The organism is Sagittula sp. SSi028, assembly GCF_048553715.1.
Classification (GTDB): Bacteria; Pseudomonadota; Alphaproteobacteria; order Rhodobacterales; family Rhodobacteraceae; genus Sagittula.
On the sequence record NZ_JBLZNC010000005.1, the window covers coordinates 106,240 to 119,155 of the forward strand.

The 12,916-nt window shown below is 62.1% G+C and carries 11 protein-coding genes; 9 read left to right on the plus strand and 2 right to left on the minus strand.

What is annotated here, in order from left to right:
- Positions 1–12 precede the first annotated feature (12 nt).
- Together ACN5AZ_RS11155 and ACN5AZ_RS11160 are read right to left on the minus strand one after the other, a co-directional pair.
- Positions 13–711 carry a response regulator transcription factor gene (locus tag ACN5AZ_RS11155; RefSeq protein ID WP_419428962.1) on the minus strand — a complete coding sequence of 233 codons (699 nt, stop codon included), beginning with the start codon at positions 709–711 and terminating at the stop codon, positions 13–15.
- Positions 708–2,600: a PAS-domain containing protein gene (locus ACN5AZ_RS11160; RefSeq protein ID WP_419428963.1), complete on the minus strand. Its 1,893-nt coding sequence runs from the start codon at positions 2,598–2,600 to the stop codon at positions 708–710. The genes ACN5AZ_RS11155 and ACN5AZ_RS11160 overlap by 4 nt, the downstream gene beginning before the upstream one ends.
- Before the next feature lie 203 nt (positions 2,601–2,803).
- Between ACN5AZ_RS11160 and ACN5AZ_RS11165 the strand changes: the two genes are divergently transcribed.
- The 9 genes from ACN5AZ_RS11165 (at position 2,804) to ACN5AZ_RS11205 (ending at position 12,861) form a co-directional block, all read left to right on the plus strand.
- Positions 2,804–4,792 (plus strand): AMP-binding protein, encoded by a 1,989-nt coding sequence (locus tag ACN5AZ_RS11165; protein WP_419428964.1) that lies wholly within the window; start codon positions 2,804–2,806, stop codon positions 4,790–4,792.
- 79 nt (positions 4,793–4,871) lie between these two features.
- Complete coding sequence (locus tag ACN5AZ_RS11170; RefSeq protein WP_419428965.1) at positions 4,872–5,687, plus strand: ABC transporter ATP-binding protein; 816 nt, start codon at positions 4,872–4,874, stop codon at positions 5,685–5,687.
- Between the two features lie 82 nt (positions 5,688–5,769).
- The gene (locus ACN5AZ_RS11175) at positions 5,770–6,723 is read left to right on the plus strand and encodes a branched-chain amino acid ABC transporter permease (RefSeq protein ID WP_419428966.1); all 954 of its coding nucleotides are present in this window, start codon (positions 5,770–5,772) and stop codon (positions 6,721–6,723) included.
- 57 nt (positions 6,724–6,780) lie between these two features.
- Positions 6,781–7,038 (plus strand): hypothetical protein, encoded by a 258-nt coding sequence (locus ACN5AZ_RS11180; protein WP_419428967.1) that lies wholly within the window; start codon positions 6,781–6,783, stop codon positions 7,036–7,038.
- 106 nt (positions 7,039–7,144) lie between these two features.
- On the plus strand, positions 7,145–8,221 hold the full coding sequence (locus ACN5AZ_RS11185) for a branched-chain amino acid ABC transporter permease (RefSeq protein WP_419428968.1): 1,077 nt from the start codon (positions 7,145–7,147) through the stop codon (positions 8,219–8,221).
- Positions 8,222–8,339: 118 nt separating this feature from the next.
- The gene (locus ACN5AZ_RS11190; RefSeq protein ID WP_419428969.1) at positions 8,340–9,632 is read left to right on the plus strand and encodes an ABC transporter substrate-binding protein; all 1,293 of its coding nucleotides are present in this window, start codon (positions 8,340–8,342) and stop codon (positions 9,630–9,632) included.
- A gap of 182 nt (positions 9,633–9,814) precedes the next feature.
- A complete protein-coding gene (locus ACN5AZ_RS11195; protein WP_419428970.1) occupies positions 9,815–10,639 on the plus strand; it encodes an ABC transporter ATP-binding protein in 825 nt (274 codons plus the stop codon).
- 22 nt (positions 10,640–10,661) lie between these two features.
- Positions 10,662–11,729, plus strand: coding sequence for a phosphatase domain-containing protein (locus ACN5AZ_RS11200; RefSeq protein ID WP_419428971.1), 1,068 nt, complete (start codon positions 10,662–10,664; stop codon positions 11,727–11,729).
- Positions 11,689–12,861, plus strand: coding sequence for a phenylacetate--CoA ligase family protein (locus ACN5AZ_RS11205; RefSeq protein WP_419429156.1), 1,173 nt, complete (start codon positions 11,689–11,691; stop codon positions 12,859–12,861). Before ACN5AZ_RS11200 ends, ACN5AZ_RS11205 begins: the two co-directional genes overlap by 41 nt.
- The last annotated feature ends 55 nt before the right edge of the window (positions 12,862–12,916 follow it).

Below are 12,916 nucleotides of genomic sequence, written 5' to 3' on the forward strand. Positions count from 1 at the left end.
TGGCGCAAGGGCTTATGCCCAGCGGACGTCCCCGAGAAAGATATAGCCCGCGCCATAGATCGTCTTGATCAGGCGCGGGTTTTTGGGATCTTCGCCCAGCTTCGTGCGCAGCCGCGAAATGCGCACATCCATCGCGCGGTCAAAGCTGTCGCCCGCCGTGCCGCCAAGGCTTTCTTGCATTTGCGCGCGGGTGATCAGCCGTTTGGGCGCCTCAAGAAACAGGCGCAGCACCTCTGCCTCGGCTTGGGAAAAGGGGATTTCCTGCGTGCCGTCATCCAGCGTGAACCGGTCGAAATGCGCGACCCAAGTGCCGAAATGCGCGGTGGTGGCCTGTGGGCGGGCCGCCGGTTTGCGCAGGCGCGCGCGAATACGGGCAATGACCTCTGCCGCCTCGAACGGTTTGGTGACGTAGTCATCCGCCCCCAGTTCCAGTCCGGTGATCCGGTCCTGCACCTGCGCGCGCCCCGAAATGATGATGACCTTTGCCCCTTGTTCCAGCGCGAGACGGTGCACCAGCGTCAGCCCGTCGCGGTCCGGCAGGCCAAGATCGACCAAGGCCACGTCCGGCGTGGTGGTGCGCAGGGCGGCCTCGAATTCGGTGGCACGGGAAAAGGCACGGGTGCGGAAACCGGCCTGCTCCAGCGCCTCTGTCAGCATGTCGCGGATTGCGGGTTCATCGTCTAGCACGGTGACAAGCGGCGCATCGGTCATAGCGGCGTCTTTCTTGGGCTCAGAAATGTGGACAGGCTGTCCGCGTCAAAGGGTTTGGCGATGACAGGCGCATGGCGGCTGGCCTTGCTGTGGTCGGGGTGGCCCGCTGGCAGCGAGGTCATCAGGCGCAGCGGCACATGCGGATGGCGGTCGGCCAGAACATAGCCCGGTTGCGATCCGTTCAGATTCACGTCCGACAGGATCAGCGCGATGTCCAGCGTGTCGATCAGCGCCGATGCCTCATCGGTCGAGGTCGCCTCGATCACGGTAAAACCCTGCGTGGTCAGCATATCGCGGATGGCGGGGCGCAGATCGTCGCTGTCCTCGACCAGTAAAACCAGCCCGCTTTGCGGCAGATCCGGCGCGGTGCGCAGCGGCAGCCGCAGGGTGACCACAGCGCCCGCCGTGCTGTTGGACAGCCGCACAGAGCCGCCCGCCAGCTTGGTCATGTCATACACCATCGCAAGGCCCAGCCCCGACCCTTCGGCCCCCTTGGTGGTAAAGAACGGTGTCAGCGCATTTTCCAGCGCATCGGCGCTAAAGCCCGGCCCGCTGTCGGCCACGGTGATTTCCAGCCAAGTGTCGCGCACCGCGCGGGTGGTGATCGAGATCTGCCCCACAGGTCCGCAAGCGGCGGAGGCATTGAGCAGCAGGTTCAACAAGGCGTCCTGCAACATGCCGGGGTCGATCATCAGCGGCGCGCTGATCGGGTTGTCCACGTGGATGCTGACCTCTGGCGGCAGGGTCGGCCCGGCCATCTGGCGCAGATCCGCCAGAAAACGCGCCAGATCCAGCGGTTCCGGCGTCCAGCGGCGCGGGCCGGTGATATCGGCAATGCGGTTCAACAGGCTGCCCCCGCGCCGCGCCGCGGATTGGGTGGCCGCAATGCTCGCCTGCGCCTCGGGCGGCAGATCCATCTGCGCCAGTTTGGCCTGTTGCCCCAGAATGATCGTTAAAAGGTTCGAGAAATCATGCGCCAGCCCGGATGTCATTTGCGCGGCCAATTCGCGCCGTCGCGTTTGTTGCAGCGCCACGCGGGCCTGTGTCTCTTCAGTGACGTCTTGGGACAGGATATAGACGCCCGGCTCCAACGGATCGGGGGTAAAGGCCGAACGGATGCGCCTGCCAGAGGTCTCGTCCGTGAATTCCAGCCGCGAGGGCTCCCCCCGCAGGGCGCGGTCCATATGCGGCCCGACACGGTCATAGGCGGGCCCCAAAGCGTCGCGCGCGTGCAGGCCCACAATGTCGGTGGGCCGTCCGGGCATCACATCGCCCAGCCGGTTGTTGGAGTAGGTGTAATGCCCCGTCTCATCGACCCGCGCGATATGGGCGGGCATCATTTCCGTCGTCGCCCGCGTGCGCGCCTCGGATTCGGTCAGTTGGCGGCGGGCTTCTTGTAGGGCGGTGATGGTGGCGGCCAGTTGCCGGTTGGTCGCGCTGAGCTGTTCGGAGCGGGCCAGCACCTCTTCGGTCAGGGTCTCGGACCGCGTGCGCAGCAGCGCCTCTTGGCGCTTGATCGCAGTGATGTCGGTATAGACGGTGACCCAGCCCCCCTGCGGCAGCGGCGCCCCTTCGACGGAAATCGTGCGCCCGTTGGCGCGGGTGCGTTCCATGTAATGGGGCTCAAACGCACGGGCGAGATCGACGCGCACCCGCACAAAATCCTCTAGATCCTCGATCGGTCCGTATTCGCCGCGCGCGGCCAGATGGCGGATCACACGGTCAAAGCTGGTGCCGGGTGCGCATAGCGTGTCGGGCAGGGCGAACATCGTCTGCATGCGGCGGTTGACCAGCACCAGCCGCAGATCGCGGTCAAAGATCGACAACGCCTGTTGGATCAGGTTCAGGCCGGCCAGCGTGTAGGCCGTGGTGTCGGAACGGGCTTGCATAGCGCTGACGGTAGCCGCGCCGCGCCCCCATCGCCAGAGCGGAAACGCCCCGAACCCGCGCTGTTACAATTCGTTAGATTTCGGAAAATTTCACGAAAAAGTTGACCGTAAGCCTAGCGTCAGTCCTAATCGGTTCCAGAATCGCGTCAGCGGTTGCGGTCCCTCTTGAGGAGGAGAGGACCCCACGGGAGTGCCGGTCAGGCATGGGAGGAAATACATTGGCTTCACGCGTCGAGGGCGTCGAAGGCCTGCGGTCGATCCCTGCTTTGTTGCATCGCAATGCAACCGAGTTCGGGACCGCGCCGGCCTATCGCGAAAAGGAATACGGCATCTGGCAAAGCTGGACCTGGGCCGAAGCGGAACAGGAAATCGAGGCCTTCGCGCTGGGCCTTTTGAACCTTGGCGTGCAGCCGGGGGACTTTGTCGCTGTGATCGGGCGCAACCGGCCGACCCTGTACTGGTCCATGGTGGCGGCGCAGATGTGTGGGGCGGTGCCCGTGCCGCTGTATCAGGACGCCGTGGCCGAAGAGATGGAATACGTGCTGGGCCATTGCGGTGCGCGGTTCGTCGTGGTGGCCGATCAGGAACAGGTCGATAAGGTGATCGAAGTGCAGGAAAATCTGCACCAGTTCGAACATATGATCTATGTCGACCCGCGCGGCCTGCGCAAATACGACCACAGCCATCTGCATGACTTTGCCCATGTGCAAAATCAGGGCCGTGCAGCGCGCGATGAATTTATGCCCACGCTCACGGCCCGCCGGTCGGGACTGGGGTATGACGACACCTGCGTCATGCTGTATACATCCGGTACAACGGGCAAGCCCAAGGGCGTGGTCCTCTCGAACCGCAATATCATCGAGGCAGCGCGTTCCTCGGCAGAGTTCGACCATCTCAAGCGCGACGATGCGGTGCTGGCCTATCTGCCGATGGCCTGGGTGGGGGATTTCATCTTTTCCATCGGGCAGGCCTACTGGAAGGGGTTTTGCGTCAACTGCCCCGAAAGCGCCGACACCCTGCAGACGGACCTGCGCGAGATCGCGCCGTCCTATTATTTCGCACCGCCGCGCATTTTCGAGACGCTGCTGACACAGATCATGATCCGTATGGAAGACGCGGGCCGGTTCAAGAAAGCCTTGTTCGACCGCTACATGGCACATGCCCGCAAGGTCGGCCCCAAGATTCTGGACGGCAAGCGCGTCGGGCCGTTCGACCGGCTGAAATACGCTTTGGGCGAGGTTCTCGTCTATGGCCCGCTGAAAAACGCCATGGGGTTCTCCAACGTTCGCGTGGGCTACACCGCGGGGGAGGCGATCGGGCCGGAGATCTTTGATTTCTACCGCTCGCTGGGGATCAACCTCAAGCAGCTCTACGGTCAGACCGAGGCTTCCGTTTTTATCACGGTGCAGCCCGATGGCGAGGTGCGCTCTGACACGGTGGGGGTGCCTGCGCCGGGGGTCGAGATCAAGATCGAAGGCAATGGCGAGGTGTTCTATCGCTCGCCGGGGACCTTTGTGGAGTACTACAAAAATCCCGAAAGCACCGCGTCGACCAAGGATGCAGAGGGCTGGGTCGCCACCGGGGATGCGGGCTTTTTCGAGGAAGGGTCAGGCCATCTGCGCATCATCGACCGCGCCAAGGACGTGGGCCAGATGGCAGACGGGTCGCTGTTTGCGCCCAAGTATGTCGAGAACAAGCTGAAGTTCTTTCCCAATATTCTGGAGGCGGTGCTGTTCGGCGCCGGGCGCGACCGTTGCACGGCCTTTATCAACATTGATCTGACAGCGGTCGGCAACTGGGCAGAGCGCAATAATATCGCCTACGCGAGCTATCAGGAGCTGGCGCAGCACCCGCAGGTGATCGAGACGATCAAGGCGCATGTGGAAGAGGTCAACGTCAGCGTCGCACAGGACGAGATGCTGTCGGGCTGCCAAGTCCACAGGTTCCTGATCTTGCATAAGGAGCTGGATGCGGATGACGGTGAAATGACCCGCACCCGAAAAGTGAAGCGCAAGGTGATCGCCGAGAAATTCGAGGATCTGGTGGGCGCGCTTTATGACGGGTCCGACCAGATCTACACCGAAACCGAAGTGACATACGAGGACGGGCGCAAGGGCAAGATCAAAGCGACCTTGCAGCTGGTCGATGCAGCCGTTGCGGCCGTTGCCCCGCATGCGGTGGCCGCGCAATGAACGGCTGCGCGCGCACGCGGACCGGCGCGGTGGCGGAGATGTCGCAAGGTATTTTGGCCAAGGAAAAACAGGGGGCGTGATGCTGGATCAATCGCAAGGATACGTCACCGCCGACGGGCGCCAGATTGGCGGGACGTTGATGGAGATGCGCAATATCACGCTGAAGTTCGGCGGGGTGACCGCGATCTCTGATATCTCTTTTGACATCCGCGAGGGCGAAATTCGCGCCATCATCGGGCCGAACGGTGCGGGCAAGTCGTCGATGCTGAACATCATCTCGGGGTTTTACACGCCGACAATGGGCGAGGTCTGGTACAAGGGCGCGCAGCGGCCGCCGATGAAACCTTACGAGGTGGCGCGGATGGGCGTGGCGCGGACGTTCCAGAACATTGCCCTGTTCGAAGGGATGACGGTGCTGGACAACGTCATGACGGGTCGGCTGACGCATATGAAGGCTGGGGTGGCGGCGCAGGCCATGTGGTTTGGGCGCGCGCAGCGCGAGGAGATCGCCAACCGAGAGATCTGCGAGAAGGTCATTGATTTCCTTGAGATCCAGAACATCCGTAAGACCCCGGTGGGGCGGCTGCCTTATGGCCTCAAGAAGCGGGTGGAGCTGGCGCGGGCCTTGGCGGCGGAGCCGTCGATCCTGTTGCTGGACGAGCCGATGGCGGGGATGAACGTCGAGGAGAAGGAGGACATGAGCCGCTTTATCCTTGATGTGAATGACGAGTTCGGCACCACGATTGCGCTGATCGAGCATGACATGGGCGTGGTGATGGATCTGTCGGACCGCGTGGTCGTGATGGATTACGGCAAGAAGATCGGCGACGGCACGCCCGATGAGGTGCGTGGCAATCAGGATGTGATCGACGCCTATCTGGGTGTGTCGTCATGAGCGGGCAAAAGGGGCGCTGCCCCGTCTCCTGCGAAGACTCCCCAGAGTATTTTGACACAGAAAAAAGCAAGGGGGCGGGGCCATGCTGAAGGACATCTTTATCACGCCGTTCGCGGATATGATCGATGCGCCGGACTTTCTGTTGCAGGTGCTGTGGGAAGGGTTGGTGTCGGGCGTGCTTTATGCGCTGATTGCGCTGGGCTTTGTGCTGATCTTTCGTTCGAGCCGGATTTTCAACTTTGCCCAAGGGATCATGGTGGTCTTTGCGGCGCTGACCTTGGTGGGGCTGCACAGCTTTGGCGTGCCCGCGTGGATCGCCGTGGCGCTGACGCTGGGGGTGATGTTCGTGCTGGCGGTCAGCATCGAACGGGTGGTGCTGCGCCCGCTGGTGGGGCAGCCGGACATCATTTTGTTCATGGCCACCATCGGGATCACGCTGTTTCTGATTGGCGGCGGTGAGATCATCTTTGGCGGTGAGAACAAGCAGATGATCACCGAGGAGCTGGGCATACCCACCGGCGACACTGTTCTGGAGCCATGGGGCGGGTTGTTGATTCTGCAGCATCTGGACATCACGGTGGTTGTGGTGGCCGGGGCGCTGGTGGCGGCTTTGCTGGCGTTCCTGAACTATACGCAGATGGGCCGTGCGATCAGAGCCTTGGGCGATGACCATCAGGCGGCTTTGTCGGTTGGCATCTCGTTGCAGACGGTTTGGGTGCTGGTCTGGTTCATCGCGGGGATCATCGCGCTGGTGACCGGCATTGCATGGGGCGCGCGGGCCGGTGTGTCTTTTGCGCTGGAGGTGATCGCCTACAAGGCGCTGCCGGTTCTGATGCTGGGCGGGCTGGAAAGCATCACCGGCGCGATCATTGGCGGTTTGATGATCGGGCTGCTGGAAAAGTTGTTCGAGATCTACTGGGGTCAGCCGTTGATGGGCGGCAATACCGAGACCTGGTTTGCCTTTGTTCTGGCACTGGTGGTGTTGTTGTTCCGCCCACAGGGCTTGTTCGGGGAACGTATTATCGAAAGGGTGTAGAGGGGGCCGCATCGCGGCGGTCCCGTTCAGGACGACAAACACGGAAAGGGCCCCGTCATGGGCAAAACACGCAGCGGGCACACACGGTCTGAAGCAAAGACGACCCCCACAGAGGAAACCGCCGATCTGGCGCGCGGGGCGAATGGCTTGAGCGATCTATACGACGCGCAGCAGGAAGCGGCCGAGGGTATGATCCGCGCCAATATGGAGGCCGTCAGCGCGGTCATGGCCGCAACGGCCAGCACGTGGCAGGCAGCCGCCGCCTTTTGGGCGCAGACCCTGCCAAAGCCGCGCAAGGACGACGACACAAGCTGATCCCGCCCGCGCGGGAACAGCGCCACGCATCGGGGAGGATGTCGCGGCGCTGCAGCACGTATCACAAGGCCCGGCCAAGGTCCGGGCAAACAGGGGAGGAGCGCGGATGCTGTATCGCACCGCAGGACAGTTCAAAACGACTTATCAGGCCGATCAGGCTTTGTTCCCGGTGCGGCAGGATGCGGTTCTGCTGGCGGTGATCCTTGCCTTTGCCTGGCTGATCTTTCCGCTGACGGCCAGCGAGTTTGCCTTTCAGACGCTGTTGATCCCGATCCTGATCTATTCGCTGGCCGCTTTGGGGCTGAATATCCTGACGGGCTATGCAGGGCAGCTGAGCCTTGGGACGGCGGCCTTTATGGGGGTGGGGGCCTATGCCTGCTACAAGCTGATCACGCTGATGCCCTGGATGAACCCCATTGTGGCGATCCTGTTGTCGGGGGTGTTCTCCGCCGGTGTGGGGGTGGCGTTCGGCATCCCGAGCTTGCGGATAAAAGGGTTCTATCTGGCGATTGCAACGCTGGCGGCGCAGTTCTTTCTGGTGTGGTTGTTCGAAAAATGGGCCTGGCTGTACAACTACAACGCCAGCGGCGCGATCCAGGTGCCCAATATGCAGATGTTCGGCGTCTATGTGGCGGGGCCGCAGGCGTCGTCGGTGGTCCAGTATTATGTCGTCTTGTTTATCGTCTGTCTGCTGACGTGGGTGTGCATCAACCTTACGCGGGGCACGCTTGGGCGGACATGGAAAGCGACGCGTGACATGGACATCGCCGCAGAGCTGATCGGCATCAACCTGATGAAGTCCAAGCTGACGGCCTTTGCTATCTCGTCCTATATCGTGGGGGTTGCGGGGGCCTTGTTCGTCTTCATGTGGCGCGGCGCGGCAGAGCCCAACCTGTTCGATATTCCTTTGTCCTTCCGCATCCTGTTCATCGCCATCATTGGCGGGCTGGGATCGATCATGGGCAACTATCTGGGTGCCATTCTGATTGTGGGCCTTCCGGTGGTGTTGAACCTTGCGCCCAATGCGCTGGGCATTCCGATCGACAGCGCCACGGTCGAGCATCTCAACATCATGATCGTGGGCAGCCTCATCGTGTTTTTCCTGATTGTGGAACCGCATGGTCTGGCACAGCTGTGGCGGCTGATCCGTGAAAAACTGATCCTTTGGCCCTTCCCGCATTAAGCGGTGGGGGCGGCGGGGCACAGCCCCGCCCTACGACAGTTTGTCTGCGCGGCGGGGGGAGGAGACCGGTCGCTCAGGCAGATCACCAAGACGAACATGATCTCAGGGAGGAGACGAGATGAAACAATTTACCAAGTTGGCCGTGGCCGTGATGGTGGCCGGTGTGACCGCGACGGCGTCGCTGGCACAAGAGTTGTATACCCCCAACCTTGCCTACCGGACGGGTCCTTTTGCCGCCACGGGCATCCCGCTGATGAACGGTCAGGCGGATTATTTCGCCATGTTGAACGCCCGCGATGGCGGCATCGGCGGCATGATGATCAACGCCGAGGAATGCGAGACCGGCTATTCCACCGAAAAGGGCGTGGAGTGCTACGAGAAGACCAAGGGCCGTGCCATCGTGACACAGCCGTGGTCCACGGGCATTACCTTGCAGGTTCTGCCGAAAACCAACGTAGATAATATCCCGATCCTTGCGCCGGGGTACGGGTTCTCGCCGATGATGGATGGCACGACGTTCCAGTGGGCGTTCAACATTCCGGCGGGCTACTGGGATGCGGCGGATATGATCATCCAGTACCTCGAAGGGCAGGAAAGCCTGAGCGGGAAAAAGATCGCTTTCCTGCATCTGGATCATCCGTTCGGCAAGGAGCCGCTTCCGGTGCTGGAAATGCACGCCGAGGCAAAGGGCTTTGATCTGGTGCCGATCCCCGTGGGGCTGAAAGAGATGCAAAACCAGTCGGCACAGTGGCTGCAGATCCGCCGTGAACGCCCCGATTACGTGGTGATGTGGGGCTGGGGCGCGATGAACGCCGGCGCCATCACCGAAGCGGTCAAGACCAAGTTCCCGATGGAGAATTTCCTTGGCGTCTGGTGGGCCGGACATGATGCGGACCTCAAGATCGTGGGGGAGGCTGGCAAGGGTTATAAGTCGATTTCCTGGTCCTTCCCGAATGCGGATGCCCCTGTGATGGCGGACATCCAGAAGCATGTCGTGGACGCGGGCAACAGCAAGTCCAACGCCGAGGAAATGGAAGGCGTGTTCTACAGCCGTGGCATCATCATCTCGGCCATTCTCGGCGAGGGTATTGCCAGCGCGCAAAAGGAGTTCGGGACCGCCGAGATTTCCGCCGAACAGCTGCGCTGGGGGCTGGAGAATATCAACATGACCGAAGAGCGTATCTCTGAGCTGGGTCTGGATGGAATGGTGCCGCCGTTCAGCACGTCGTGTTCCGACCATACCGGAAACTCCGGTGGCTGGATGCTGGAATGGGATGGCGAGAAATTCGTCAAGGCGTCCGAGCTGATGAAAGCCAACACCGATGCCTATGCGGGGATCGTGGCGGAAAAAGCTGCGGAATATGCCGAAGCCAACCAGCCTTGGGCGGTGAACGAGGACTGCGCGGGCTAAACGGCCAAGGCGCGGGCGGCCCTGTCGGGCTGCCCGTTGCACGGCATGGTGTCGGTTCCAAACATCGGGCCGGTGCGGTTGATGCCGCAGGATTTCAGGTATTTGAGCTAAGAAAAAGCCCGAGGTGGCGCGCGCCGGATGCGGGCGGCGTGATCGTGGCCGGGTTGGACAGGGAGAGCGAGATGCTGGACGGGGTAAAAACGCAGGACAGCCTGTTGGAGGTCAACAACATCGAGGTGATCTACAACCACGTGATCCTTGTGCTGAAGGGGGTGTCGTTGTCGGTGAAGCAGGGCGGCATCACCGCTTTGCTGGGGGGCAATGGCGCTGGGAAGACGACCACTTTGAAGGCGATTTCCAATCTGCTGCACTCTGAGCGTGGCGAGGTGACCAAGGGGTCGATCCTGTACAAGGGGGAGCGTGTGCAGGATCTGGATCCGGCGGCGCTGGTGCGGCGGGGCGTCATTCAGGTGATGGAGGGGCGGCATTGTTTTGAGCATCTGACCGTCGAGGAGAACTTGCTGACCGGCGCCTATACGCGGCGTGACGGCAAGGCGGCTGTCGCGGCGGATCTGGAGATGGTCTATTCCTATTTTCCTCGTTTGAAGGAGCGGCGGAAATCGCAGGCGGGCTATACCTCTGGCGGGGAGCAGCAGATGGTGGCCATCGGGCGGGCGCTGATGTCGCGTCCGGAAACGATCCTGCTGGATGAGCCGTCCATGGGTCTGGCGCCGCAGCTGGTGGAACAGATCTTTGAGATTGTGAAGGCTGTGAACGAGGGGGAGGGCGTGTCCTTTCTGCTCGCTGAACAGAACACCAATGTGGCGCTGCGCTATGCCCACTCGGGTTATATTCTGGAAAACGGTCGTGTGGTGATGGAAGGCCCTGCCGCAGAGCTGCGCGAGAACCCCGACGTCAAGGAATTCTACCTTGGTATGTCCGAGGATGGCCGCAAGAGTTTTCGGGATGTGCGATCTTATCGCCGTCGCAAGCGTTGGCTTGCCTGAAGCAATTGCGAAAGGGCATGTCATGGCTGTGACACGGGCGGCGCGCGGCGTCGAAAGATTGGTCGAACATCTGTTCCGGCGCACGGGGCCGCCGATGTTGAAGGCGTATCGCGGGTTTGCCGATCCCGACGGGCTGGTGGTGCAGGGGCGTGTGGTCAGTGCGGTGCGGCGCAGCGCGCCGGAGGCGGACCAGAGCCGCTGGGTGAATTTCAAGCAGATGGTGTCCTTGTTCCTGACCTCGGAGGTGCGCGATGTCACCGTCCGCGCCGGTGGTGTCGAAGGGCAGACAGACGCGGAGGGCTATCTGCGGCTAACGGTGCCTCGCCGTCCCGATCACGCGGGGTGGGTGGATGTGGCCGCAGAGCTGCCCGACACCGTGGACGGGGCTGTTGCCATGCCGGTTCTGGTGCCGCCTTCGGATGCGCGGTTCGGGGTGATCTCGGACATTGATGACACGATGATGCAGACGGGGGCCTATTCGCTGCTGCGCAATCTGTGGACCACCTTTACCGGCAACGCCTTGACCCGTCAGGTCTTTCCCGACGCGGTGCGTCTGATGGGCCGGTTGAACGAGGCAGGCCGCAACCCGGTGTTCTATGTCAGCTCGTCACCGTGGAACCTGTTTACCTTTCTTGAAAAGGTGTTCGACCGCGCGGGATTGGTGATCGGCCCGATGTTTTTGCGTGATCTGGGCGTGTCGGAACAGGGGCTGATCGGGGCAGGGCATGGGGACCACAAGGGTGCCTCGATCGATCGGATCCTTTCGGCGAACCCGGGCCTGCGGTTCTGGCTGTTCGGGGACACCGGACAAAAGGATGCGATGGTCTACCGCGATGCGGTGCTGCGCCACGCGGGCCGGATTGGCGGCGTGGTGCTGCGGCAGGCGTCCTCGTCCGTGTCGTCCGAGACGCAAACGGCTGTGGACCAGATCCGGCAGGCTGATCTGCCGGTCGCGGTGGTGAACAGCTTTGATGAAATTGACGAAAACGTGCTGCCGCCTTTGGGGGCAGCCGATGCAAATCACCCCGACGGGTCAGGAGGATCAGGCGATGACGAGCTATTACGACGCGCTGGAGACGCGCAGTCATGACGAACGCCAAGCGGCGCAACTGCAGTCGCTAAACGCGCTTCTGGCGGAGCAAGGGCAGGGGCCGGTTGAAACGCTGGACGGTCTGTCTGCGCTTCCGGTGTTGCGCAAATCCGATCTGGCGGCCCGGCAGGCGCAGCAGCCGCCCTTTGGCGGGGCGTTGGTGCGCAACATGGCGCATGTGTTTCAATCGCCCGGTCCGATCTATGAACCCGGCGGGGTCAGCCATGACTGGTGGCGGATGGGCCGGTTTCTGCATGCCTGCGGGATCGGAGAGGGGGACATTGTCCAGAACTGTTTCGGCTATCATCTGACCCCCGCCGGAATGATCTTTGAGAGCGGCGCGCGTGCCGTGGGCGCGGCGGTTCTGCCTGCGGGCACGGGGCAGACCGAACTACAGGCGCGCGCGGCGGCAGACATCGGGGTCACCGCCTATGCGGGCACACCGGATTATTTAAAGGTCATCTTGGAAAAGGCGGATGAGTTGGGCCTTGGTCTGCGGATCGATCGTGCGGCTGTAGGGGGCGGAGCCTTGTTCCCGTCACTGCGCACCTATTACGCGGAGCGCGGCATTCGCTGCCTGCAGTGCTACGCCACCGCGGATCTCGGCAATATCGCCTATGAAAGCGCCGCGATGGAGGGGATGATCCTTGACGAGCAAGTGATTGTTGAACTGGTCACGCCGGGCACCGGCACGCCGGTGGCCGACGGCGAGGTGGGCGAGATCGTGGTGACCTCGCTGAACCCCGACTACCCGTTGATCCGCTTTGCGACTGGCGATTTGTCCGCAGTGCTGCCCGGCACGTCGCCTTGTGGGCGGACCAACACGCGGATCAAGGGCTGGATGGGGCGCGCCGATCAGACAACCAAGATCAAGGGCATGTTTGTGCGCCCCGAACAGGTCGCCCAACTGGTGGGCAAGCACCCCCAGATCGACCGCGCGCGCATCGTTGCCAGCCGCGTGGGAGAGCGGGATGTGATGACGGTGCGAATCGAAACCGCAGCCACGGAAATTTCGGGAATCGAAGGCTCGATTGCCGATGTTCTGAAGCTGAAAGGCGCGGTGGAGCTGGTCGCGCCGGGTTCCCTGCCGCGCGACGGCGTCGTGATCGAGGATCAGCGCAGCTATGACTGACGCGAGGTAAGCATATGTTAACACGTGCAGAATTCCGATCTCGCACAAGGCGTGA

Excerpts from the sequence above, each read along its gene's own strand:
- ACN5AZ_RS11160 (WP_419428963.1), bottom strand. The coding sequence starts at position 2,600 with ATGCAAGCCCGTTCCGACACCACGGCCTACACGCTGGCCGGCCTGAAC.
- ACN5AZ_RS11195 (WP_419428970.1), top strand. The coding sequence starts at position 9,815 with ATGCTGGACGGGGTAAAAACGCAGGACAGCCTGTTGGAGGTCAACAAC.
- ACN5AZ_RS11170 (WP_419428965.1), top strand. The coding sequence starts at position 4,872 with ATGCTGGATCAATCGCAAGGATACGTCACCGCCGACGGGCGCCAGATT.
- ACN5AZ_RS11165 (WP_419428964.1), top strand. The coding sequence starts at position 2,804 with ATGGGAGGAAATACATTGGCTTCACGCGTCGAGGGCGTCGAAGGCCTG.
- ACN5AZ_RS11185 (WP_419428968.1), top strand. The coding sequence starts at position 7,145 with ATGCTGTATCGCACCGCAGGACAGTTCAAAACGACTTATCAGGCCGAT.
- ACN5AZ_RS11180 (WP_419428967.1), top strand. The coding sequence starts at position 6,781 with ATGGGCAAAACACGCAGCGGGCACACACGGTCTGAAGCAAAGACGACC.
- ACN5AZ_RS11190 (WP_419428969.1), top strand. The coding sequence starts at position 8,340 with ATGAAACAATTTACCAAGTTGGCCGTGGCCGTGATGGTGGCCGGTGTG.
- ACN5AZ_RS11155 (WP_419428962.1), bottom strand. The coding sequence starts at position 711 with ATGACCGATGCGCCGCTTGTCACCGTGCTAGACGATGAACCCGCAATC.
- ACN5AZ_RS11205 (WP_419429156.1), top strand. The coding sequence starts at position 11,689 with ATGACGAGCTATTACGACGCGCTGGAGACGCGCAGTCATGACGAACGC.
- ACN5AZ_RS11200 (WP_419428971.1), top strand. The coding sequence starts at position 10,662 with ATGGCTGTGACACGGGCGGCGCGCGGCGTCGAAAGATTGGTCGAACAT.
- ACN5AZ_RS11175 (WP_419428966.1), top strand. The coding sequence starts at position 5,770 with ATGCTGAAGGACATCTTTATCACGCCGTTCGCGGATATGATCGATGCG.